Raw genomic sequence first — 21,144 nt, 5'->3', positions numbered from 1 at the left:
GATGGCCGGCACGGCGTCCGGCGGGAATCAGGCAATGCGTGGTTGTCGTCGCGGGGAGAATCCCCACGCTGCCGTCGGTGGCAGTACGCATGCCCGCGGACGGCCGGATTCACGTCTCCAGCCGTATCATTTAAATCTGACGAAAAAACCCAGCGCGCGCCAGCGTTTCCCGCCGCGGCGCGCGCGATTCACCGTCCATCGATGTCCTTGGGGAGATGACCGGAAGCTGTGCATCCCGGTGCGGCGGTGCATCGATCCGATGCAGGCTCAATCCTCGCCGCGGATCCCCAGCACGCCCATCTGCCGCCCCGCCGAGCCCGCGCGGTGCGAGAAGAAGTCGGGAGATCCGCACCGCGTGCAGTGCGCGGAGACGGTCACCTGCTCCGCCGGCACCCCCGCGGCGATCACTCGCCCTGCGATCGCGGCGGAGACGTCGATGGGCTCGCGCCCGGGCGGCGGCTCGCGATCGGGGTGGATGGCGGCGTGCACCTCCGGCCCCACCTCGTAGCATCGCCCGCAGATGGACGGGCCGCAATGCACCCACAGCGCCTCCGGCCGCGACGACCACATCCCCGCCAGCTTGGCGATGGCGCGCTCGGAGATCCCCGCCGCGGTGCCGCGCCAGCCCGAGTGCACCATCGCCACGCAGCGGTGCCCGGAATCGACGATGGAGACGGGGGTGCAGTCCGCCACGCCCGCGCTCAGCAGCAGCCCGGCGCGCGCGGTCAGGTGCCCGTCGAAGCCGCTCATCACCGAGACACCCGGCGCGCCGCGCTCGTGGTGCACCCACAGTTCGGCCCCGTGCACCTGCCGCGAGTGCACCGCCGTGCGCATCCCCGTCGTGGCGATCATGGCGCGCCAGCGGTCCAGCACCTTCCCCACCGGCTGCGCGCCGGAGAGGCCCAGGTCGAACGGCTCGTCGCCCGTCCCCCGCCCCGTCGTCCCCTGCACCAGCCACGGGAAGCGCTCCGCCCACTCCGGATGCACCCAGAGCGGCACATCGCCGGCGAGCAGCGTCTCCTCGACCACCCGCGCCGCGGCCGCGACGTCCGTCACGAAGCGCCGCCCTCGCCCGACGGGCCGCCGGCGTCGAGGAAGCGCACGCCACCGCTGCCGTCGAGCCGGTCGAGCCTGCGGCGCAGCTCCTCCACCTCCGCGCGGAGCGCCTCGAACTCGCGGCGCGGCACCACGTCGAGCCGCTCGCGCACGTCGCCAAGCGCCTCGGACGCGCGGCTGAGGGCGCCGGTCAGCGCCTCCTTCGCGCGCTCGGGACGGAGATCGTTGGAGGTGGCGGCGTCCTCGATCGTCTCCTCGATGGCTTCCTTGAAGGCCGTCAGGATCCCGATCCCCGCGCGGATCCCCTCGCCGATGGTGGGCGGCCGCGAGCGTGGCTGTTCGTCGGACATGATGGGTTGATTCGTCTCGGATGCGCGAGATGTCGGCGCGAGAAGCCGATCCCGGCGCGGCGCCGGCTGGCCCGCTCCCCCGGCCCCTCCCCCGCTTCGCAGGGCGCTTCGCAGGGGAGGGGAGAACTCAGCGCATGCACCGATTTCAGCGCTTCACGCGAATGTCGCGGCAGCAGTCCCGCAGGGACTTTGTGCGGTTGTTGCCGCGAATTCATTCGCCCGTGATGAGCCGGCCGACGAGCTGGCGATCAGCTCCGCGAGTCCATCTTCGCGATGTCCGCGCCCAGCGCGCGGAGGCGCTCGTCGATGCGCTCGTAGCCGCGCTCGATCTGGCCGATGTTGAAGATCTCGCTCTGCCCCTCGGCGCCCAGCGCGGCGATCAGCAGCGCCATCCCCGCGCGGATGTCGGGGCTCTCCACCAGGCCGCCGCGCAGCTTCGACGGGCCGATCACCAGCACGCGGTGCGGGTCGCACAGCACCAGCCGCGCGCCCATGGAGATGAGCTTGTCGGCGAAGAACATCCGCGACTCGAACATCTTCTCGTGGATCAGGATCGTTCCCTCGCACTGCGTGGCCGTCACCAGCGCGATCGAGGTGCAGTCCGCCGGGAACGCCGGCCACGGCCCATCGTCGACCTTGGGGATGTGGCCGCCGATGTCCGCGTGCACCTTCATCTCCTGCCCGCCGGGGATGAAGAGGTCCTGCCCGCGCACCTCCACCTTCACCCCCAGCCGCTCGAACCCGATCAGCGTGCTGTCCAGGTGCTCCGGCGCGGCGTCGAGAATCGTCAGTTCGGACCGCGTCACGGCGGCCAGCCCGATGAAGCTCCCCACCTCGATGTGGTCGCTGGTGATGCGGAAGCGCCCGCCGCGCAGCTTCTGCGCGCCCTGGATGGTCAGCGTGCCGCTGCCGATCCCGTCGATGGGCGCGCCCATCCCCACCAGCATGTGGCAGAGGTCCTGGACGTGCGGCTCGGCGGCGGCGTTGCGGATGCGCGTCGTCCCGCGCGCCAGCGACGCTGCCATCACCGCGTTCTCGGTCCCCGTCACGCTCGGCTCGTCGAGGAACATGTCGCCGCCGACGAGCCCGTCGCTCTTCACGCGGAAGCCCCTGGCGTCGTGCTCGAAGCGCGCGCCCAGCTTCTGAAAGGCCAGGAAGTGCGTGTCCACGCGCCGCCGGCCGATCACGTCGCCGCCCGGCGGCGGCAGGTTCATCCCCCCGGTCCGTGCGAGCATTGGTCCGGCGAGGAGGATCGAGGCGCGGATGCGGGCCGCGGCCTCGGCATTCAGCTGCGTGTGGCCCACGTCGGCGGCGCGCACGCGCACCTCGTTGTCGCCCACCCACTCCGTCTCGGCGCCCAGCGCCTCCAGCAGGTCCAGCAGCGTCAGCACGTCGCGGATCCGCGGGACGTTCTCCAGGAACACGTCCTCGTCGGTCAGCAGCGTGGCGGCCAGCATGGGCAGGGCCGCGTTCTTGTTCCCGGCCGGGCGAATCGCCCCTTTCAGGCGCTTCCCCCCCTGGACGACGAACTTGGGCAACTCGGGTCTCCGGACCTGGAACGTGGGAAGTCACGGCGTCTCCGGGGGCAATCGGAGAGGCCGCGTACGGGCTGTCTCGGGGCCGGAGCGCAGGCGCAAGAGTCGTGCGCGGCCCGTCCACACCCCCGCCCGCCGAGGCGCGGGGGGACGAGAAGCTAGCGCCCCCGTGAACGGCGCGCAAAAGCGCCCGGGAATGCAGGCGGCGCCTGAGTTTTGCTTGACATCGCCGTCGCGGCGGGCGTAAGATGCGGCGCGTTTTCCACACCGCCGCCACGAGGCTTCGACAGGCCTCCCGAACCCGCGCCGCGCGTGCGTTTCCCCCCGATCCCCATCCCCCGAAACCGCGATTCGAGCTGCCCGTATCGGGAGATGGAGATCGGGGTGCGCAACGGCGTCCGGGCGGGGTGATGGACGGCTTCACGGCGGATCGCCTGCGGCTGCGCGTGGAGCAACTCGCGCCCGTGCTGGGGGATGCGGACGCGAACCTGGCGCGCATCGCCGCGGCGCAGGCCGACGCGGCGGCGGACGGCGTCGACCTGGTGGTGACGCCGGAGCTTTCCGTCACGGGCTACGACGTGCGCGACCGGGTGCACGCGCTGGCCGTCCTCGCGGACGACGCGCCGTATCCCCAGCTCGCGGTGGGGCCGGACGTGATCGTCGGGGGGATCGAGCGCGACGCGGCGTTCGTGCCGTACAACGCGGCGCTGCACCTGCGCGGCGGGCGCGTCCTCCATCGCCACCGCAAGGTCTATCTCCCCACGTACGGGATGTTCGACGAGGGGCGATGGTTCGGCCGCGGCGACCGCGCGCGGGCCTACGACGCAGGTGGGGGATGGCGCGTCGGCCTGCTGGTCTGCGAGGACCTGTGGCACCCGGCGCTGACGTATCTCCTGGCCGCGGACGGCGCGCACCTGGTGATCGTGCAGGCGGCCGCCGCGGGGCGCGGGAGCTGGGCCGGCGGCGAGGGCGGCGGGCGCTTCGCCAGCTGGCCCGCGTGGGAGCACCTGGCGCGCGCGGCCGCGGTGGCGTACGGCGTCTACGTCGTCGTCGCCAACCGCGTGGGGACGGAAGCGTCGTGCGTCTTCGGCGGCGGCTCGCTGGTCGCCGGCCCCGGCGGGGAGCTGATCGCCCGCGCGGACGACCTTGCGGAAGCCCGGCTCACCGTCGACCTCTCGCTCGACGCCGTCGCGGCCGCGCGCCGCCCGTACGCCCACGCGCGCGACGACGACCCGCGGCTCGTCCACGCGGAGCTCGCGCGGCTGATCGGGGCGCGCGGATGACCGCCCGCGAGGCCCGCATCGCGGAGATCGTCGGCGCGGTGGCGCGCCAGGCGCTGGCGGACCGCGGCGCGCAGCGCATCGCCCTGCTCGACGACGGCGGCCCGGAGGCGGCGCTCGCCGCGCGGATGCTGGCCTCCACGCTCGGCGTGGACGCGGTGCTTCGCGTCACGGTGGACGAGGGGGAGATGGAATCCGTCTTGCACGCTGCGCCGCAGGTTTCGGGCGATCGCGCGGCGGAGGAGATGAGGCGGATGAAGGCGCGGCTGGTGGAGCATTCCATCCCCGCCCATCCAGCCAGCAAGACGGCGCTGCTGCTGGGCGGCGAGCTGCCGCCCGAGCCGCTCCTCCCGCTTGGCGACCTGTGGGCGAGCGAGGTCGCCGAGCTCGCGGGCGCGTGGTCGGGGCCGCCCGATGCGACCATGGCGGCGTCGCTGCTGGGCGGCGTCGAGGCGCTGGACGAGGCGCTCCGCGGACTCGTCGACCGCCGCGACCCGTCCGCGCTCGACGCCCTCCCGCGCGAGGTTGCGTGGGTGGTGACGGGCGCGCTGGAGCGAGGGCGGCCTTCGCGGCTCCATCCCCGCATCGTGCCGAAGATCGGCGCGCGCACGCTGGGCGTAGACCTGTTCGATTGACCCAAGCCACACCTGACCCGGGACCCGCGTCTTGACCATCCTCCTCTTGCAGGCCCAGAGCGTGCACGACACCGTGTTCGTGGTGCAGCAGGAGCCCGGCTGGCAGCAGTGGGTCCAGGCCTTCGCCGCCATCGCCCAGATCGTGCTGGCCATCGCCCTGCTGGCCGTGGGGCTCGGCGTCCTCTTCGCGGCGAAGCGATTGAAGGCGCTGATGAAGAAGGTGGAGGAGCAGGGGCAGAAGCTGCGCATCGACTTGGCCCCCGCCATCCACAACGTCACCGCGGTGACCGAGAACGTGAACTTCGTCAGCAAGACGGTGCGCAAGGACGCCGAGCGGCTGTCGGAGAGCGTGAACGCGGCCACGGCGAAGCTGAAGACCGCGGCGGAGAAGGCGGAGGAGCGCGTGGGCGAGTTCAATGCGCTGATCGGCGTGGTGCAGGAAGAGGCCGAAGCGCTGTTCATCGGCGGCGCGTCGACCCTCCGCGGCATCCAGGCTGGCGCCGACACCTTCCGCCGCTACCAGCTGGGCGAGCTCGAGGCCGGCGACGACGTCTACGCCGAGGACGAGGACGACGAGTACGGGGTGGACGACGACCTCGGCGAAGACCCGGGGGACGCGGACGAGGGGGACGTGGAGATCGAGATCCGCGGGCGCGGGCGCCGCGGCCGGGGCGGGTGACACGACGACGGAGCGACCATGGCACGCCAGGATACCACCGAGTTCCTCGCCGCCTTCGCGGTGGGCACGGTGCTGGGGATCGGGGCCACGCTGCTGCTGCGGCCGCAGCCGAAGACGGCCAAGGAGCGGCTGCTGCGCGAGCTGAAGCCGTACCGGAAGAAGCTGCGCCGCAGCGCCGGCCAGGTGGCGCGCGGCCTCCAGCGCGGACGCGCCGCCACCGGCGAGGTGGCCGAGGACGCGATCGACGCCGGCCGCGAGCTGCTGTCCGAGTTCCGCGACGAGGTACGGCGCATCCTGGCCGAGGCGCGCGACGAGCTGTCGGAGCAGATCGGCGAGCGGCGCACGGGCGAGCGCCGGTCCAGCGAGCGCCGCAAGAACGAGCGGCGGCGCCGGGCGGGCGGGCTGCGCTTCCGCGGGACGACGGAAGAGGAATGAAGCTGTCCAGGGGCGGCCTGCTGGCGGCCGCCGCGATCGCGCTGCTGCTGGTGGCGCTCACCCCCGGCCACGCGTGGGCATGGGGCCCGGGGACGCACGCGTACCTCAGCTGGCAGGTGCTGCAGTCGCTGCAGCTCCTTCCCGACGCCATCCGCGCCATCCTGGCGGCCCACCCGTTCGACTTCATCTACGGCTCGCTGGCCGCCGACATCTCGCTGGCCAAGAAATACGTTCCCGAGGGCCGCCACTGCCACCACTGGCACGTGGGCGAGGAGATCGAGGCCGCCGCCGACAGCGAGCGGCTGAAGGCGGTCGGCATCGGCTACCTCACGCACCTGGCGGCGGACACCATCGCGCACAACTTCTACGTCCCCCGCCAGCTCCTCCTCACCTCGTCGACCAAGGGCCTGGGCCACTCGTACTGGGAGGCCCGCATGGACCGCCACATCGGCGACGAGTTCACCAAGCTGGCGCGCGAGGCCGTCACCCAGCACGACCACTCGCAGGCCGACGCGCTGTTCGACGAGGTGCTCTCCGGCACCCTCTTCTCCTTCCGCACCAACCGGCGCATCTTCCGCGGCCTCATCCGCTTCCAGGACAACGACCGCTGGCAGAGCATCTTCGGCACCATCGTCACCATGAGCCGCTGGGAGCTGACCGACGACACGGTGCACCAGTACGTCGTGCGCTCGTTCGACTACGTGGTCGACTACCTGCAGCGCCGCGGCGAGGCCATCCCCCGCGCGCTCGACCCCATCGGCGAGCGCAACCTGGAGCTCAGCAAGAAGGTGCGGCGGATGGCGCTGCTCGACGGCGCCGCCGAGCGCCCGGAGCTGCTGGAGGAGATGGCCGACGAGTTCTTCCCCCTCCCCGACATCCCCTTCGGGCACCTCCGCGAGAAGCCCCACACCAACGGCTCGTCCCCGCGCGGCTGAAAACGAACGCACGCGGACCGATTCCGCCGCGGTTCCTCATCTCCACACAGCTCCTATTCGGCCACAGGCGTCCCTCGATTCTGCCAAGTCGCCTCGTTGCAAGGCACACGGGGTGTATGATTTGGGCGAGATGCAATTCTGTCGGGAGACTGGCCAGATCCCGGTTTTTCCGCTATTCTCCGCGCCACCAAGTTGACGACGTGAACGCCGGGCAAGTGGACGCCAACACCGTGTCGATTGCGCCACCGTGGGCACACCTGACCTCTACGACTCTTAAACTGTACACCGGTGGCCGCTATCACGCGGTGGATTGATTCCGGCCGAATGGAGGAGCAGATTATGTCCCTGGAAGTTCCCCCCGACGTGGAAGCCGCGGTCCTGCAGCGCGTGGGCACGGGGCTCTACCATACCACCGACGAAGTGCTCCGCGCGGCGATCCACGTCCTCGCGTGGGCGGAAACGGACGCGGCGGGAAAGCTCCAGCTCATCCGCCGCGCCATCCAGGCGGGTATCGGCGAGTCCGAGCGGGGAGAGCTCGTCCGGGGCGAGGAGGTCGCCCGCGAGATGCGTGAACTGGCGCGCGGAGACGACAGCTGAGCGAGCACCGCTGGACCTTCACCGCGAGAGCGAAGCTGAAGGCGGAGGTCGCGAAGATGAAGAAAGCGGACGCGCCCGGCGCCGCGTCCGCGCTCGTCGAGCGCGTGATCGCGGCGTGCGGGCGTCTCGCCGATTTCCCGCGAAGCGGCCGCGCACGCCCGGAGATGGGCACGCGCGTGCGCAGCTTTCCTGTGCACCCGTACGTGCTCTTCTACCGTCCCACGCGCTACGGCATCGAAGTCGTGCGCCTGCTGCACCAGAGCGAGGACCAGGAGCGCGCGTTCAAGCGCCGCAGGCGCGCGCGCGGCCGCAGAGGGAAGAGCCGGCGCAATCGCAGGACAAGGTGAAAGGCAGATTATGTCTGACGAAGCGGATCAGCTCGATGCGTTGAGACGCGAAATTCAGATCGGGCTAGACCAGATCAACCGCGGACAGGTGATGGACGGACGAGTGGCGTCCGACCGGGTCCGCGCGCGCCTGAAGCAGCGGGACCATGCGGTAGCGGAGCGCATTCGGCCTGAGCAGGATGAAAGCACCAACCAGCCGAAGGCTCACCTCGCGAGCCTCGGGCAGCAGGAGGCGGATCTCCTGGACGAAGGAGAGTGGCTCAGGCGCGAGATCCAGCTCAGCATCGAAAGCGCCGAAAACGAGCCGCTCATTCCCGGTGACGAAGTCGTCGAGCGAATGAGAGCCCGGGCGCGACGGAGCCGCTAGAGATGTCCGCTGCGGAACGAGAACGCCAATGCTGGATACAGCCTTGCATCCACCATAGCTTTGGAGGTCTGCCGGATGAGCGTGCACGCGGTCGAGCAGAGGTCCGCCATGAGCCTGAACATCCCCCCCGAGTTCGAGCGCGCCGTCCGCGAGCGCGTGGAGTCGGGCAAGTACGAGAGCGTCGAGGATGTGCTCAAGGCGTGCCTGGAGGGACTGTCGCTACTCGAGGCCGACCTCGAGGAGAACCACGAGTGGCTCAAGCGGGAGATTCAGCTCGGCTTGGACGAGCTTGATCGGGGAGAAGGGATTCCGCGCGAACAGGCTATCGCGATGATGCGAGCCGAGGTTCGACGGAGGACCGGCCGCTGACAACCTACGTCATCGCGCCAGCTGCTCAGCGGGAGATTCTCGAAGCAACAACCTACGTATTCAACGAAACGGGAGATCCTTCCGCTTCCGACGCCCTGCTGGAGCAACTGCTCTCCAGTTTCGACCTGATCGCCTCGATGCCTCGCCTTGGGAGGCCGAGAGGCGATCTTGGTCGTGGACTGCGAAGCCATCCGGTAGGAAAGCACATCGTATTCTATCGTACCCACCCACAACACATCGAGATTTCACGCGTAATCCACCAGCGGCGCAATCTTTCAAGAAGCATTCGCAAGGCGCAAACGCAGGACGCTAAAGGTGACAGCTGTGTTTGAGCAGGCTGTCTGGGAGCGCGTGGACTCAGGCGCATACGCGAATGTCGCCGACGTGCTCGACACGTGCATCGTGGCACTGACGGAGTGGGAAGCTCGCAATCGGTAGTGGGACGCTCTGTGCCGAACGAATCGAAGAAACAAACCGGCCGCGTGATCGCTCACGCGGCCGGCTCTCGTCGCAGATGTGTTTTCTGGCGACGGCTCACGTCGCGAAGGTGCCGGTGGCGAGGAAGCCGTGGACCAGGCGCCGGACGTCGCGGCGGAGCATGATGAAGGTGTGGCCGCCGGGGACGAGCACGTGGCCCGCGGCGCCGTCCAGGTGCGTCTCGGCGACGCGGACGGTGCGGTCGCGCGCGCCGGCGATGATGCCGACCTCCACGCCCGCGGGCGCGGCGAGCGCGCGGACGGTGGCATCCGCGGCGGTGCGCAGGTCCGCGAGCGGGGGAAGCAGCCAGCCGACGTATCGCGCGGCAAGGTCGGCCCTGCGCGCCCCGCGGTTGGGCGGCGCCAGCATCACCACGCGGCCGACGCGCTCCGGCGGCTGGTGGGCGAGCACCCAGCGGATCAGCACGTTGCCCAGGCTGTGCCCGACGAAGTGCACCGCGGGCGCATCGCCCAGCGCGGCTTCCACGTCGCGGGCCATGCGCGCGCCGAGCTCCGCGACGGGCTGGGTGTGGCTGGGATATCCCCAGTTCAGCACGCGGTAGCCGCGCGCCCGCAGCGACCGCGCGAGCCACCACATCGACGCGGGCGTGCGGCCGAGCCCGTGCGCGAGCACCACCAGCTCGCGGGCGTCGGCAACCGGTCCGGCTCGCCTCATCTCCCCGCCCCTCCGTCGCACACCTGGTCGCCGGGAGGGAGGCGCGGGATCTCCATCGAGCGCAGGTATTCCTTCCGCTCGGCGGGCGACAGCCGCGGGATCAGCACGCGCGCGGTGAACCCGCCGCAGGCGTGGCCATCCTCCACCGTCATCCAGTCGGAGATCTCCGAGGGAAGTACGCGGATCTCGTCGCCCTGGTGGTACTGCGGGAAGTACTCCGCGTCGTCCAGCAGCCGTCCCGCGATCCGCTCGCCCTCGAGCCGCACGCCGTAGAGCCAGATGTGCTCGCCACGGCGATCGTCGCCCACCTGCACCTTCACGCCCAGGTAGCTCATCCCCGACGGCGGCTGGCGGAGGCGCGCGAGCAGCTCGCCCGAGGTGGCGCGGGCGCGCGCGATGGCGGCGTTCATCTCCGCGTCGTCCTGGGTCACGTCGACGATGGGGCCGCTGGCCGCCGCCGTCGCCCGCTTCTCCGGCTGCGCGGTGCCCTCCGTCCCACCGCAGGCGACAAGCGCGGCCGAGAGCGCCAGGATTGGAAGGCAGCGGCATGGGTTCGTCATCATCACGCGATTCTCCTCATGATTCGAAGGTCCCATCGATGAGCATCCGCCCGCCCCCTGCCACGATCCCCGGCAGCACGGGGCGCGACCGGATCAATCGTACTCCCGCTCGAGGTTGGCGTACTTCAGCACCACGATCTTCCGGCCCACGTCCTCGGCGTCGAAGTCGATCGCGGCCTTCACGTCGGCGCCGAAGCCGCTCAGCTCGCGCACGGTGCCGGCGCCGAAGCGCGGATGGCGCACGCGCGCGCCCTTCACCAGCGACACCGCCTCCTGGCTGTCGCTGTAGTCCACCTGGTACGACGGGTCCTCGGGCGCCGCGCGCCGCGGCGGCGGCGCGAAGCCCATCCGCTCGCGCCGGGTGCCGAAGCGGCTGGCGAAGCTCTTCCACGGCTGCGCGTAGCCGCTGGTGTACTCCAGCGTGCGCTCGCTGTGGCGCACGTCCACCAGGTTCTTCGGCAGCGACTCGAGGAACGAGCTGGGCACCGTGTCCATCCACTCGCGCCCCCGCCGTCGCCGCTTGGCATAGGCGAGGTAGAGCTTCCGCTCCGCGCGGGTGATGCCGACGTAGAACAGCCGCCGCTCCTCTTCCAGCTGCTCCGGCTCGTCCATCGCGCGGACGAGCGGGAAGAGCCCGTCCTCGAGCCCGGTGATGAAGACGACCGGGAACTCCAGCCCCTTGGCGTTGTGCAGCGTCATCATCGACACCGCGTCGGCGCCGGGGTCGTGCTGGTCGATGTCGGCGATCAGCGCCACGTGCTCCAGGAAGCGGTCGAGCGCGCGCGGACCGGTGGCTCCCTCGCTCGCCAGCTCCTCGAGCAGCTCCTCGTCCTGCTCCAGCAGCCGCTCCTGCAGGTCGGCCGCGCCCGCGATCAGCGACTCGACGTTGGCGATGCGGTCCTCGCCTTCCTGCCCTTCCTCCTTCAGCGACTCGATCAGCCCGCTCTCGGTGACGATCCCGCGCAGCACCTCGTCCAGCGGCAGCCGGTCGGCGACCGCGGCATGCTTGGCGATCAGCGACGCCAGCTCGGGGAGCGCGCGCGCCGCGGGGCCGCGGATCTCGTCGATCTGCCCCGCCCGCTCCGCCGCGGCCAGGAGCGAGAGCCCCCGCGCCGTCGCGTACTCGCCCAGCCGCGCGATCGACGCATCGCCGATGCCGCGGCGGGGCACGTTCACGATGCGCAGGAACGCCTCGTCCGCGGCCGGGTTGGCGACCAGTCGGAGATACGCGAGCGCGTCCTTCACCTCGCGCCGCTCGTAGAAGCGGATCCCGCCGATCACCCGGTACGCCATCCCCTCGCGCCGCAGCGCCTCCTCGATCGCGCGCGACTGGCTGTTCGTACGGTAGAGGACGACGAAATGCTTCAGCTTCAGGCCGCGGTCGTCGCCCATCCGCGCGTTGATCTCGGCAGCCACCCATTCCGCCTCGTCCTTCTCGTCCGCGCACTCCACCAGCGTCACCTGCTCGCCGCCGGCGTTGTCGGTGCGCAGCGTCTTCCCCTTGCGCTTCCTGTTCTCGGAGATCACGCGGTTCGCCGCATCGAGGATCACCTGCGTGGAGCGGTAGTTCTGCTCCAGGCGCACGGTGCGCGCGCCGGGGAAGTCCTTCTCGAAGTCGAGGATGTTGCGGATGTCGGCGCCCCGCCAGCCGTAGATCGACTGGTCGTCGTCGCCCACCACGAACAGGTTCTGGTGCTCTTCCGCGAGGAGTCGGAGGAAGACGTACTGCGCCCGGTTGGTGTCCTGGTACTCGTCGACCAGGATGAAGGTGAAGCGCTCGCGGTAGCGCTGCAGCACCCGCTCGTTGGTGCGGAACAGCTCGACCGGCTTCACCAGCAGGTCGTCGAAGTCGAAGGCGTTCGCGTCCCGGAGCGCCTTCTGGTAGAGCGGATACGCGTCGGCGACGACCAGCTCGTACGCGTCGCGCGCGGCCTGGGCGTACGCCTCGGGGCCGGTGAGCTCGTTCTTGGCCGCGCTGATGGCCGAGTGGATGGCGCGCGGGGGCCAGCGCTTGAGGTCCAGCTTCAGCTGGTCGCGCACGATGCGCTTGGTGAGCGCCTCGGTGTCTTCCGCGTCGTACACCATGAAGCCGGGCGTCCACCCCAGCCGCGGCGCGTCGCGGCGGAGGATGCGCGCGCCGATGGCGTGGAAGGTCCCGATCCACATCCCCTGCGGCTCCTTCCCCAGGAGCTTGCGCACGCGGTCGCGCATCTCCCCCGCCGCCTTGTTGGTGAAGGTCAGCGCCAGGATCGAGGCCGGATCGACGCCCATCTCGTCGATCAGCCAGGCGATGCGGTGGGTCAGCACGCGCGTCTTGCCGGAGCCGGCGCCGGCCAGCACCAGCAGCGGCCCCTCGAAGTGGGTGGCCGCGTCGCGCTGCTCGGGGTTCAGGTGCGAAAGGTCGACCGCCATCGGTCCGTCTTCTATTCAGATCCGGGTTGACTTCTCGATCGTAAGGAACAGCAACTGCGTGGTTTGGGCGTGTTGGGCGCTGAGACGCCCAAACGGGCTGCGCGCGCCGTAGGGCACGATACTACTGTGCCCAACGGCGCCGGGCCCCCGCCGCGCCCATTCTTCCCGCAACCCCGCGGCGACGGTGCACGCGCGGCGGTGTCCCGGCCCTCCGGGCGCGCATCCCTCACGCAGGCGCGGATTTGCGGATATTCGCGCGGCCGCGGGCGGCCCCCTCCCCCCGACCCCCTCCCCCGCTGCGCGGGAGCGGGGGAGCACTCAGCGCCGCAACAGGCTCCCGCGCTGAGGTCTCCCCTCCCCCATCCCTCCCCCCTCGTGGGGGAGGGGCCGGGGGTGGGGGGGATCACCGCGCCGGCGCCCGCCACCCGCGCCGATCCGCACGCGGCTCAGTCCCCCGGCGCGTCCCGGTCGTGCGACGTCCCCGTGCGGCCCGCGGCATCCCGGGGAGCCGCTCCATCCCCCGCCGTGGCGTCCGCCCCCGCGTCGGGCTTGGCGCCCCACGGCAGCCCGATGCGCGCGCGGATCCCCAGTCCCGGCCCCTTGTCCGCGTCCGTGGCCGCGCGCTCGGCGGCGGGGAGGACCATCACGAAGGTGGCGCCGCGCTCCGTGGGGGCCAGGTACAGCCGCCCCCCGTGCACGTCCTCCACGATCCGCCGCGCCAGCGAGAGGCCCACGCCCCATCCCCCCTGCTTGGTGCTGACGCCCGGCTCGAAGATGGTGTTGCGCACCGCGGGCGCCACCCCCGGCCCGTTGTCGCTCACCCGCACCTCCACCGTGCGCTCCGACGGCGCCTGAGCCTCGATGGTGATCTGCCCGCCCGAGCCCGCCAGCGCGTCGAGCGCGTTCTTGATCAGGTTCTCCAGCGCCCACTCCAGCAGGATCGCGTTCCCGTCGATCGGCGGCACGCCCTCGGGCACCTCCACGCGCATCTCCACGCTGCGGCGCAGCTGCGGCAGGCGCACGCGCACGTAACGCTCCAGCACGCGCAGCAGCGGCCGCACCTCCACCGGCTCCTTCTGCACCGGGCGGCCGATCCACTCGAAGCGACGCGCCACCTTCTCCAGCCGGTCCAGGTCGGCCTCCATCTCCGCCGCCACCGCGGGAAGGCTGGCCATGTCCTCGCGCTCCTCCTCGGGGAGCCGCAGGATCTCCACCCACCCGGCCAGCGAGGAGAGCGGCGTGGCCATCTGGTGGGCGCTCTCGCGCGCCATCGCCGCCCAGATGCGCTCGCGCTCCGTGCGCGCGTTGTGGCGGATCATCCACGCCGCGGCGAACAGCAGGCACGCCATGGCGCTCACCTGCAGCCAGGGAATCCAGCGCAGGCGGCGGATGGTCGGCGTGTCGCCGAAGTAGATGGTCCCCAGCCCCGGCTCCACGATCGGCGGATTGAGGCGCCTGAGCTCCTGCGCGTACTCCAGCACCCGCACCACCCCCGCCGAGTCGGCCAGGTCGGCCTCGAACGGCAGGTTGGTGGCGAACGCCGGGATCCCGTCCTGGTCGGTGTAGACGATGGGGAAGTCCAGGTCCTGCACCTCGGTGCTGAGCTCCAGCAGGGTGCGCATGGGCGCGTCCTGGCTGGGGTCGTTCAGCCCGGTGAGGATGCGCACCACGATCCGCGAGTGCACCTCGCTCTCGTGGCGCATCTCGCGGACCAGGAACTGGCTGTAGAGGAGATACCACGCCAGCGTGGCCGCGGCCAGCAGCCCCAGCGCGGTGGGCAGGTGCCGTCGGTTCAGGCGGAAGGCCGGCACGGCAGGCTGCGGGGGTGGCGGACGCGCGCGTCCGCGTGGTCGGGGGCGCGCGTCCGCCGGGCGGGCGCGCGGGTCAGGCGATCCGGTCCGCGCCCAGGTACGGGCGCAGCACCTCGGGCACCGTCACCGAGCCGTCTGCGTTCTGGTAGTTCTCCAAAATGGCCACCACCGTGCGCGGCAGCGCCAGCCCCGAGGCGTTCAGCGTGTGCACGAACTCCGGCTTCGCGCCCGGCTCGGGGCGGAAGCGGATGTTCGCGCGGCGCGCCTGGAAGTCGGTGCAGTTCGACGCGCTGCTCACCTCCAGCCACTTCCCCACCCCCGGCGCCCACGCCTCCAGGTCGTACGTCTTGGCCGCGCTGAACCCCGTGTCCCCAGCAGCGAGGAGAAGGACGCGGTAGGGAAGGCCGAGGAGACGCAGCACCTTCTCCGCCTGGCCGGTGATGGCCTCCAGCGCGTCCCAACTCGCGTCGGGGCGCTCGAAGCGCACCAACTCCACCTTGTCGAACTGGTGCAGCCGCAGCAGCCCGCGCGTGTCCTTCCCCGCCGCGCCGGCCTCGCGCCGGAAGCAGGGCGAGTACGCGGTGAGCGCCACCGGCAGCCGCTCCGCCTCCAGCATCTCGTCGCGATGGAGGTTGACCAGCGGCACCTCGCTGGTGGGGACGAGGTAGAGCCCGTCCTCCGGCAGCTCGTAGGCGTCGCCGTCCTCCACGAACTTGGGGTACTGCCCGGTCCCCTGCATCGACTCGCGCGTCACCAGGAAGGGCGGCTCCACCTCGGTGTAGCCGTGCTCGCGCGTGTGCAGGTCCAGGAAGAAGTTGATCAGCGCGCGCTGCAGCCGAGCCCCCATCCCCCGGTACGCGGGGAAGCCGCTCCCCGCCACCTTCGCCCCGCCGGGAAGGTCGAGCATCCCCAGCGCCGACGCGATCTCCCAGTGCGGCCTGGCCTCGAACCCCAGCGCCCGCGGCTCGCCCCAGGCGCGGACGACGACGTTCGCCTCCTCCCCACCTTCGGGGACGGAGGGGTGGAGAAGGTTGGGGACGCGCAGGAGGATGCACTCGATCTCCCCCTCCACCTCGCGCAGCCGCGTATCGATCTCCCTGATCCGCTCGCCGATCCCCCGCGTTTCGGCGATCAGGTCGGCCGCGTCCTCCTTCGCGCGCTTGCGCTCGGCCACCTGCGCCGAGACGGCGTTGCGGCGCGCCTTCAGCTCGTCGCCCTCGGCGATCAGCGCGCGGCGCTCCGCGTCGAGGTCGACGACGCGGGCGACGGCGGCGTCGGTCTCGTCGGGCTTTCCGCGGCGGGCCAGCGCGGCGCGGACGGCGTCGGGGTCCTGGCGGACCTGGCGCAGCTCCAGCATCAGTTTTCCAGCCGCTCGTCGTCGCAGTTCTGGTTGCTGGTGACCACCAGGTGCACCAGCCCCGAGTCGACGCTCACCGACAGCACCTTGAGGATGCCGAACTTGGCCGCCGTGCCGCAGGTGCCGTTGCGCTGGCGGCTCTGCGCGAAGTAGACCTCGCCCGGCTGCACGGTCACGTCGGTGCGCGTGTAGCCGTCGTTGTCGCGCGGCGCGGTGCCGGGGTCGTCGAAGCTGCGCGTGGTGCGCTGCAGCCCGGCGGCGCGGTACGGCGACACGCCCGGGTTGGGGTGCAGGATGAACGACGAGCCGCTGGTGCGCACCTGGAAGTCCCAGTCGCCCGCCTCGTTGGGCCGCTCGGGCTGCGCCGGCGCGTTGTTGGTGGCGATGTCGATGGCCGTGGCCAGCGGGCTGGGCCCGGTCACCGACGCCAGGGTGATGGAATCGGTGCGCAGGAGCGGCTCCTGGCCGCCGAAGGGATCGCCGCACGCCGTGAGCGCCGAAGCCGCCAGGAGCGCGGCGGCCGTGGCCAGCGCGGTATGGACTGCACGCAAGGGAAAGTCTCTTTCGCCGGTGTCCAAAAGGGAAGCGCCCGGCACGCCGGACGCGGGGTTAACCTTATCCGCCCCAACGCGGTTGCGTCAAGCGGCGACAGGCTTTTCAGGGTTGACACGCCGCCCGCGCGGCGGGTACGTTGCTGCGGCTTTGCACCCGCCCCGACCCGCACGCCGGAGACCCCGAATGTCCGAGCTCGACCAGGCGCTGGACCGCATTCGCAGCCACGACGGCGTGGAGCACGTGCTGGTGCTGGGCCGCGACGGGCTGCTCATCCAGCACGCGGGGCACCGGCCGCTCGACGCCGACACCGTCTCCGCCATGGTTCCCGGCATCGCCATGTCGGCCGAGTCGCTGGGCCAGGCCTCGGGGCTGGGCCCCGCCTCCACCGTGGTCGTGCGGCTGGACGAGGGCGTGGCCGTGGTGCAGGCGCTCTCCGACGAGGTGCTGCTGGCGGTGCTGCTGCGCGGCGGCGTGGGCTTCGCGCCGCTGCTCCGCGAGCTGGGCGAGGGCCGCCAGTCGCTCGCGGCGCTGGTCTGATCTCCCCGCGACCTGTCCGATGACCGACGCCTCCGCCTCCGAGCCGCAGGTCCGCCGCGTGCTGGTGGCCGACGACGAGCCGCACATCGGCCACATCATCCGCCTGAAGCTGGAGCAGGGCCCCTACCAGGTGGTGCTGGTGTCCGACGGCGAGGAGGCGCTGGAGCACCTGCGCGGCGACGAGCCCATCGACGTGGTGCTGCTCGACATCATGATGCCGCGCGCCACCGGCCTCGAGGTGCTGGAGCAGGCGCGCGCCATGCCGCACCGGCGCGAGACCCCCGTCATCATCCTGACCGCCAAGGGGCAGGACGCCGACCGCCGGCAGGCGCTGGAGCTGGGCGCCACCGACTTCTTCACCAAGCCGTTCAGCCCCAAGAAGCTGCTGGCGCGCGTCGACGAGCTGTTCGGCGCGCCGGCGGCGCCGGGCGACGAGTAGCTTCCCTCCCGCAGGCCGATTCCGTTGCAGACCACGAGTACACCCGCCACCCCGCCGCCGGTTCCCCACCTCTGGACGGTGATCCTGGCGGGCGGGGTGGGCTCGCGCTTCTGGCCCGTCAGCACGCCGGCGCGCCCCAAGCAGCTGCTGCCGCTGGCGTCGGAGCGCCCGCTGATCCGCGACACGGTGGACCGCATCGTCCCCCTGGTCCCGCAGGAGCGGCTGCGGATCCTCACCGGCGCGCACCTGGCCGACCCCATCCTGGCCACCCTCCCCGAGCTGGGGCCGGGGAACCTGCTGCTGGAACCCGCCGCGCGGGGGACGGCGCCGGTGCTGGCCTGGGCGGCGGCCGAGATCGAGCGGCGCGACCCCGACGCGGTGATGGTGTCGCTGCACAGCGACCACGTGATCCACCCCCCCGAGGCCTTCCGCGCGCTGATCGCCCGCGCGGCCGAGCTGGCCGCCGGGCACCGCCGCCTGTTCACCATCGGCGCCGTGCCCACGCGCCCGGAGACGGGATACGGCTACGTGCGCCTGGGCGCCGAGCTTCCCGCGCCGGCCGACGCGCCGCGGGGCGAGCCGGGATACGAGGTCGCGCGCTTCGTGGAGAAGCCCGACCGCGCCACGGCGGAGGGCTACGTCGCGTCGGGCGAGTACCTGTGGAACACGGGACTGTTCGTGTGGCGCGCCTCGGACCTGCTGGACGAGATCGAGCGCGTCTCTCCCGAGCTGGCCGAGCTCGTCCCCATCGTGCGCGAGGGGGGGATGGAAGAGTTCTTCGCGCGCGCGCCCACCATCTCCGTGGACAACGCGGTGCTGGAGCGGTCCGACCGCGTGGGCGTCGTGCGCGCCACCTTCGCGTGGGACGACGTGGGCGCGTGGGACGCCGTCGCGCGCACGCGGGGGATCGAATCGCCCGGCAACTGCCTGGTGGGCGAGGCGTACGCGGTGGACGCGGCGGGGACGACGATCTATGCCGAGGACGGCCCGGTGGTTGCGTTCGGCGTGGAGGACCTGGTGATCGTGCGCACGCACGGGATCACCTTCGTGGCGCACCGCGACCGCTCGCCGGATCTGAAAGCGCTGCTGGCCGAGCTTCCCGAGCAGCTGCGGAATCTCTGATCTCGAAGTGCGAAAGTGCGAGAGTGCGTCCGCTTCCGCGCTGAGGCCGCACCTTCGGCGTGAGCCGAACGCACTTTCGCACCCTCGCACTTTCGCACTCTCGCACTTTCCCTCCGCATGCCGCTGTCGCTGATCCTGTTCGACGACGAGGTCTCCGCGCTCTGGGAGCCGTTCGCGCTCACCCGACCCGGCGGCGAGCTGGTGTTCGGGGCGATGACGCTGCGCGAGCGCGCCGAGCGCGTGTTCGGCGCTCGATGCATCGTCCATCTCGCCCCCGATCACCTGCGCGGCTTCGAGGAGGCCGGCGCGCCGCTCGTCCTGGGCTACGGCGACGCGCCGGCGGAGGGCGACCGGCTCTTCATCTCCGCCCGCGCCGTCCCCGCGTGGGGGAGCGGCGAGGCGTGGATGCAGCGCCGCGGCGGCGCCGGCGCGCTGCTGGTGGGCGACGAGGTCGTCGGCTGGTTCGCGCCGGAGGGAACGCCGGGTCCGGACGCGGAGTTCTTCCGCCGCCCCGGCGCCATCGTCGACCGCACGGGCGCCGTCGTCCTCGCGGGGAAGACGCTCGGCCGCGTGTGGGAGCTGATGTCGCTCACCCCCGCGCAGATCGCCGAGGACGTCGCGGGTCTCTTCCCCGGCGCCGCTACGCCGCAGCTTCCGGCGGGCGTCCACCTCCTCGGCCCGCATCCCCTGATCGTGGGGGACGGCGTGGTGATCGAGCCGGGCGTGGTCTTCGACACCTCCGACGGGCCGGTGTGGCTGGACGACCGCTCGCACGTGCGGGCGTTCTCGCGCGTGGCGGGCCCCGTCTACCTCGGCCGGGGATCGATCATCCTGGGCGGGAGCGTGGAGCAGGCCAGCATCGGCCCCGTCTGCCGCATCCGCGGCGAGTTCGCGGAGAGCGTGGCCGTCGCGTACGTGAACAAGGCGCACGACGGGCACATCGGCCATGCCTACCTGGGCGCCTGGGTGAACCTGGGCGCGGAGACCACCAACAGCGACCTCAAGAACAACTACTCCACCATCCGTCTCTGGACGCCCGAGGGAGAGGTCGACACGGGGGAGATCAAGGTCGGCTCGTTCCTGGGCGACCACGTGAAGACGGGGATCGGGCTGCTGCTGAACACGGGCACGGTGGTCGGCGCGGGGAGCAACCTGTTCGGCGCCGCGATGCCGCCCAAGTACGTGCCGCCCTTCAGCTGGGGAACCGGAGAGGACCTGACGGCGTACCGGGTGGACAAGTTCCTCGAGGTCGCCGAGCGCGCGATGGCGCGTCGAAAGGTGACGCTGACCGCGGGTGCCCGCGCGCAACTGGAGCGTGCGTGGCAGCGCTCACGCGGCGGGGAAGAAAAGTCCTGAGTCCCAAGTCCTGAGTCCTAAGTGGCTGATACCAATCGAGATATCGGCTTCTCGCCCGCTAGCTGTTAGCTTAGGACTTAGGACTCAGGACTTAGGACCCAGGACTTAGGACTATTCTCTTCCAGCAGTTTCAACCGAAAGCGAACCACACGTGCGGGTTACGGTCCTGGGCAGCGGCAGCCGCGGCAACGCCATCCTCGTGGAGGCGGATGGCGTGCGGCTGCTGGTGGATGCCGGCTTCAGCGGCCGCGACCTGGAGCGCCGGCTGGACGCGGCGGGCGTGGACCCGTCGACGCTGACGGCGCTGCTCATCACGCACGACCACGGCGACCACACGCGCGGGATGGGCGTGGCGGCGCGCCGCTGGGGCGTTCCCCTGCACCTGACCGACCTCACGCGCAACGTCTGCCGCGAGCTGCTCGACGGCAGCGAAGACGTGCGCCCCTACACCAGCGCCGCGCCGGTGGAGATCGGCGGGCTGATGGTGACGCCGTTCCTGACCGTGCACGACGCCGTCGACCCCGTCGCCGTGACGGTGACGGAGATCGAGACGGGGGAGAAGCTGGGGATCGCCACGGACCTGGGGCGCGCGACGGCCACGGTGCGGCACGCGCTGACCGCCTGCCACGTGCTGATCCTGGAGAGCAACCACGACGAGCTGATGCTGCGCCAGTGCCACTATCCGTGGTCGGTGAAGTCGCGCATCGGCGGGAGCCACGGCCACCTCTCCAACCGCGCCGCGGCCGAGCTGGTGCGCGAACTCTTCCACGACGAGCTCTGCGCCGTCGTCCTGGCCCACCTCAGCGAGGCCGCGAACGATCCCGCCCTCGCGCACGACGTGGTCGGCGAGGCGCTGGAGCGGCTCCGCTTCACCGGCTCGCTCGCCGTGGCCCCGCAGGACCGCCCGCTGGAAACGATCGACGTCACCCGCCTGAAGTCGCTCCGCCTCCCCGCGCAGATGTCGTTGTTCTGAGCGCGCCCGGGCGGAGATCGAGCTGGCCGGGCGAATAAATTCACGGCAACAACTGCACGAAGTCCGCTGCGCGGACTGCCGCCGCGGCATTGGCGCGTCGGGAGAAGCACTTGCGTGAGGGATGCGCGCCCGGAGGGCCGGGACGGTCCGGACCGGGTAGATTGTTGACAGATCAGACCGGGAGGATGATTGACACGGCAGAACGAAGTGTACCCGAGCCCCAGGGGGAGAAATGCCGTGGAATCATTCGGACCCGGAGACGGAGCGGATGCGCTTCGTGACGCT

At 71.4% G+C, this 21,144-nt stretch carries 23 protein-coding genes; 14 read left to right on the top strand and 9 right to left on the bottom strand.

Annotation, left to right across the window (positions count from 1 at the left end):
- Nucleotides 1–267: 267 nt before the first annotated feature.
- The 3 genes from VF092_07650 to murA all read right to left on the bottom strand — a co-directional run bounded on the left by VF092_07650 (nucleotide 268) and on the right by murA (nucleotide 2,944).
- Entirely contained in the window at nucleotides 268–1,056 is a 789-nt protein-coding gene (locus VF092_07650; GenBank protein ID HEX6747159.1) for a polyphenol oxidase family protein, read from the bottom strand.
- On the bottom strand, nucleotides 1,053–1,406 hold the full coding sequence (locus tag VF092_07645; GenBank protein HEX6747158.1) for a hypothetical protein: 354 nt from the start codon (nucleotides 1,404–1,406) through the stop codon (nucleotides 1,053–1,055). Before VF092_07645 ends, VF092_07650 begins: the two co-directional genes overlap by 4 nt.
- A 248-nt stretch (nucleotides 1,407–1,654) precedes the next feature.
- Complete coding sequence (gene murA / locus VF092_07640) at nucleotides 1,655–2,944, bottom strand: UDP-N-acetylglucosamine 1-carboxyvinyltransferase (GenBank protein HEX6747157.1); 1,290 nt, start codon at nucleotides 2,942–2,944, stop codon at nucleotides 1,655–1,657.
- A 407-nt stretch (nucleotides 2,945–3,351) separates the two neighbouring features.
- Here murA and VF092_07635 point away from each other — a divergent pair, with 407 nt between their 5' ends.
- The 9 genes from VF092_07635 (at nucleotide 3,352) to VF092_07595 (ending at nucleotide 8,585) form a co-directional block, all read left to right on the top strand.
- A complete protein-coding gene (locus VF092_07635) occupies nucleotides 3,352–4,224 on the top strand; it encodes a nitrilase-related carbon-nitrogen hydrolase (protein HEX6747156.1) in 873 nt (290 codons plus the stop codon).
- Nucleotides 4,221–4,856: a hypothetical protein gene (locus VF092_07630; GenBank protein ID HEX6747155.1), complete on the top strand. Its 636-nt coding sequence runs from the start codon at nucleotides 4,221–4,223 to the stop codon at nucleotides 4,854–4,856. Before VF092_07635 ends, VF092_07630 begins: the two co-directional genes overlap by 4 nt.
- 31 nt (nucleotides 4,857–4,887) lie before the next feature.
- A complete protein-coding gene (locus tag VF092_07625; protein ID HEX6747154.1) occupies nucleotides 4,888–5,535 on the top strand; it encodes a hypothetical protein in 648 nt (215 codons plus the stop codon).
- 18 nt (nucleotides 5,536–5,553) lie between these two features.
- A complete protein-coding gene (locus VF092_07620) occupies nucleotides 5,554–5,970 on the top strand; it encodes a hypothetical protein (GenBank protein ID HEX6747153.1) in 417 nt (138 codons plus the stop codon).
- Nucleotides 5,967–6,905: a zinc dependent phospholipase C family protein gene (locus VF092_07615; GenBank protein HEX6747152.1), complete on the top strand. Its 939-nt coding sequence runs from the start codon at nucleotides 5,967–5,969 to the stop codon at nucleotides 6,903–6,905. Before VF092_07620 ends, VF092_07615 begins: the two co-directional genes overlap by 4 nt.
- A gap of 339 nt (nucleotides 6,906–7,244) precedes the next feature.
- Nucleotides 7,245–7,502 carry a hypothetical protein gene (locus tag VF092_07610; GenBank protein ID HEX6747151.1) on the top strand — a complete coding sequence of 86 codons (258 nt, stop codon included), beginning with the start codon at nucleotides 7,245–7,247 and terminating at the stop codon, nucleotides 7,500–7,502.
- The gene (locus VF092_07605; protein HEX6747150.1) at nucleotides 7,499–7,849 is read left to right on the top strand and encodes a type II toxin-antitoxin system RelE/ParE family toxin; all 351 of its coding nucleotides are present in this window, start codon (nucleotides 7,499–7,501) and stop codon (nucleotides 7,847–7,849) included. The genes VF092_07610 and VF092_07605 overlap by 4 nt, the downstream gene beginning before the upstream one ends.
- Nucleotides 7,850–7,859: 10 nt before the next feature.
- A complete protein-coding gene (locus VF092_07600) occupies nucleotides 7,860–8,216 on the top strand; it encodes a hypothetical protein (GenBank protein ID HEX6747149.1) in 357 nt (118 codons plus the stop codon).
- A 75-nt stretch (nucleotides 8,217–8,291) separates the two neighbouring features.
- Entirely contained in the window at nucleotides 8,292–8,585 is a 294-nt protein-coding gene (locus VF092_07595; GenBank protein HEX6747148.1) for a hypothetical protein, read from the top strand.
- Between the two features lie 534 nt (nucleotides 8,586–9,119).
- Here the strand turns inward: VF092_07595 and VF092_07590 are convergent.
- From VF092_07590 to VF092_07565, 6 genes are all read right to left on the bottom strand, one after another.
- The gene (locus VF092_07590; GenBank protein HEX6747147.1) at nucleotides 9,120–9,737 is read right to left on the bottom strand and encodes an alpha/beta fold hydrolase; all 618 of its coding nucleotides are present in this window, start codon (nucleotides 9,735–9,737) and stop codon (nucleotides 9,120–9,122) included.
- Nucleotides 9,734–10,300, bottom strand: coding sequence for a DUF2314 domain-containing protein (locus VF092_07585; protein HEX6747146.1), 567 nt, complete (start codon nucleotides 10,298–10,300; stop codon nucleotides 9,734–9,736). The genes VF092_07590 and VF092_07585 overlap by 4 nt, the downstream gene beginning before the upstream one ends.
- A 90-nt stretch (nucleotides 10,301–10,390) precedes the next feature.
- Nucleotides 10,391–12,709, bottom strand: a complete 2,319-nt coding sequence (locus VF092_07580; protein HEX6747145.1) for a UvrD-helicase domain-containing protein — start codon at nucleotides 12,707–12,709, stop codon at nucleotides 10,391–10,393.
- 446 nt (nucleotides 12,710–13,155) lie between these two features.
- Complete coding sequence (locus tag VF092_07575; protein ID HEX6747144.1) at nucleotides 13,156–14,520, bottom strand: HAMP domain-containing sensor histidine kinase; 1,365 nt, start codon at nucleotides 14,518–14,520, stop codon at nucleotides 13,156–13,158.
- Between the two features lie 73 nt (nucleotides 14,521–14,593).
- On the bottom strand, nucleotides 14,594–15,877 hold the full coding sequence (gene serS, locus VF092_07570; GenBank protein HEX6747143.1) for a serine--tRNA ligase: 1,284 nt from the start codon (nucleotides 15,875–15,877) through the stop codon (nucleotides 14,594–14,596).
- Nucleotides 15,877–16,428: a hypothetical protein gene (locus tag VF092_07565; protein ID HEX6747142.1), complete on the bottom strand. Its 552-nt coding sequence runs from the start codon at nucleotides 16,426–16,428 to the stop codon at nucleotides 15,877–15,879. Before VF092_07565 ends, serS begins: the two co-directional genes overlap by 1 nt.
- A gap of 187 nt (nucleotides 16,429–16,615) precedes the next feature.
- Between VF092_07565 and VF092_07560 the strand changes: the two genes are divergently transcribed.
- The 5 genes from VF092_07560 to VF092_07540 all read left to right on the top strand — a co-directional run bounded on the left by VF092_07560 (nucleotide 16,616) and on the right by VF092_07540 (nucleotide 20,859).
- Complete coding sequence (locus tag VF092_07560) at nucleotides 16,616–16,969, top strand: roadblock/LC7 domain-containing protein (protein HEX6747141.1); 354 nt, start codon at nucleotides 16,616–16,618, stop codon at nucleotides 16,967–16,969.
- A 19-nt stretch (nucleotides 16,970–16,988) separates the two neighbouring features.
- Nucleotides 16,989–17,408 carry a response regulator gene (locus VF092_07555; protein ID HEX6747140.1) on the top strand — a complete coding sequence of 140 codons (420 nt, stop codon included), beginning with the start codon at nucleotides 16,989–16,991 and terminating at the stop codon, nucleotides 17,406–17,408.
- A gap of 24 nt (nucleotides 17,409–17,432) precedes the next feature.
- On the top strand, nucleotides 17,433–18,530 hold the full coding sequence (locus VF092_07550; GenBank protein HEX6747139.1) for a sugar phosphate nucleotidyltransferase: 1,098 nt from the start codon (nucleotides 17,433–17,435) through the stop codon (nucleotides 18,528–18,530).
- A 117-nt stretch (nucleotides 18,531–18,647) separates the two neighbouring features.
- Nucleotides 18,648–19,886 (top strand): putative sugar nucleotidyl transferase, encoded by a 1,239-nt coding sequence (locus VF092_07545; GenBank protein ID HEX6747138.1) that lies wholly within the window; start codon nucleotides 18,648–18,650, stop codon nucleotides 19,884–19,886.
- Nucleotides 19,887–20,037: 151 nt separating this feature from the next.
- Nucleotides 20,038–20,859, top strand: coding sequence for an MBL fold metallo-hydrolase (locus VF092_07540; protein HEX6747137.1), 822 nt, complete (start codon nucleotides 20,038–20,040; stop codon nucleotides 20,857–20,859).
- Nucleotides 20,860–21,144: the final 285 nt, after the last annotated feature.

Source organism: Longimicrobium sp. (genome assembly GCA_036377595.1).
In the GTDB taxonomy this organism is placed as follows: Bacteria; Gemmatimonadota; Gemmatimonadetes; order Longimicrobiales; family Longimicrobiaceae; genus Longimicrobium.
The sequence above is the reverse complement of the archived record's forward strand: the minus strand, read 5'-3'. Positions and strand labels throughout refer to the sequence as shown.

What these genes read in the sequence shown, in the direction of transcription:
- VF092_07635 (HEX6747156.1), top strand. Translation starts at nt 3,352, where the DNA reads ATGGACGGCTTCACGGCGGATCGCCTGCGGCTGCGCGTGGAGCAACTC.
- VF092_07560 (HEX6747141.1), top strand. Translation starts at nt 16,616, where the DNA reads ATGTCCGAGCTCGACCAGGCGCTGGACCGCATTCGCAGCCACGACGGC.
- VF092_07545 (HEX6747138.1), top strand. Translation starts at nt 18,648, where the DNA reads ATGCCGCTGTCGCTGATCCTGTTCGACGACGAGGTCTCCGCGCTCTGG.
- VF092_07620 (HEX6747153.1), top strand. Translation starts at nt 5,554, where the DNA reads ATGGCACGCCAGGATACCACCGAGTTCCTCGCCGCCTTCGCGGTGGGC.
- VF092_07610 (HEX6747151.1), top strand. Translation starts at nt 7,245, where the DNA reads ATGTCCCTGGAAGTTCCCCCCGACGTGGAAGCCGCGGTCCTGCAGCGC.
- VF092_07595 (HEX6747148.1), top strand. Translation starts at nt 8,292, where the DNA reads ATGAGCGTGCACGCGGTCGAGCAGAGGTCCGCCATGAGCCTGAACATC.
- VF092_07590 (HEX6747147.1), bottom strand. Translation starts at nt 9,737, where the DNA reads ATGAGGCGAGCCGGACCGGTTGCCGACGCCCGCGAGCTGGTGGTGCTC.
- VF092_07615 (HEX6747152.1), top strand. Translation starts at nt 5,967, where the DNA reads ATGAAGCTGTCCAGGGGCGGCCTGCTGGCGGCCGCCGCGATCGCGCTG.
- VF092_07555 (HEX6747140.1), top strand. Translation starts at nt 16,989, where the DNA reads ATGACCGACGCCTCCGCCTCCGAGCCGCAGGTCCGCCGCGTGCTGGTG.
- VF092_07645 (HEX6747158.1), bottom strand. Translation starts at nt 1,406, where the DNA reads ATGTCCGACGAACAGCCACGCTCGCGGCCGCCCACCATCGGCGAGGGG.
- VF092_07580 (HEX6747145.1), bottom strand. Translation starts at nt 12,709, where the DNA reads ATGGCGGTCGACCTTTCGCACCTGAACCCCGAGCAGCGCGACGCGGCC.
- serS (HEX6747143.1), bottom strand. Translation starts at nt 15,877, where the DNA reads ATGCTGGAGCTGCGCCAGGTCCGCCAGGACCCCGACGCCGTCCGCGCC.
- VF092_07600 (HEX6747149.1), top strand. Translation starts at nt 7,860, where the DNA reads ATGTCTGACGAAGCGGATCAGCTCGATGCGTTGAGACGCGAAATTCAG.
- VF092_07630 (HEX6747155.1), top strand. Translation starts at nt 4,221, where the DNA reads ATGACCGCCCGCGAGGCCCGCATCGCGGAGATCGTCGGCGCGGTGGCG.
- VF092_07585 (HEX6747146.1), bottom strand. Translation starts at nt 10,300, where the DNA reads ATGATGACGAACCCATGCCGCTGCCTTCCAATCCTGGCGCTCTCGGCC.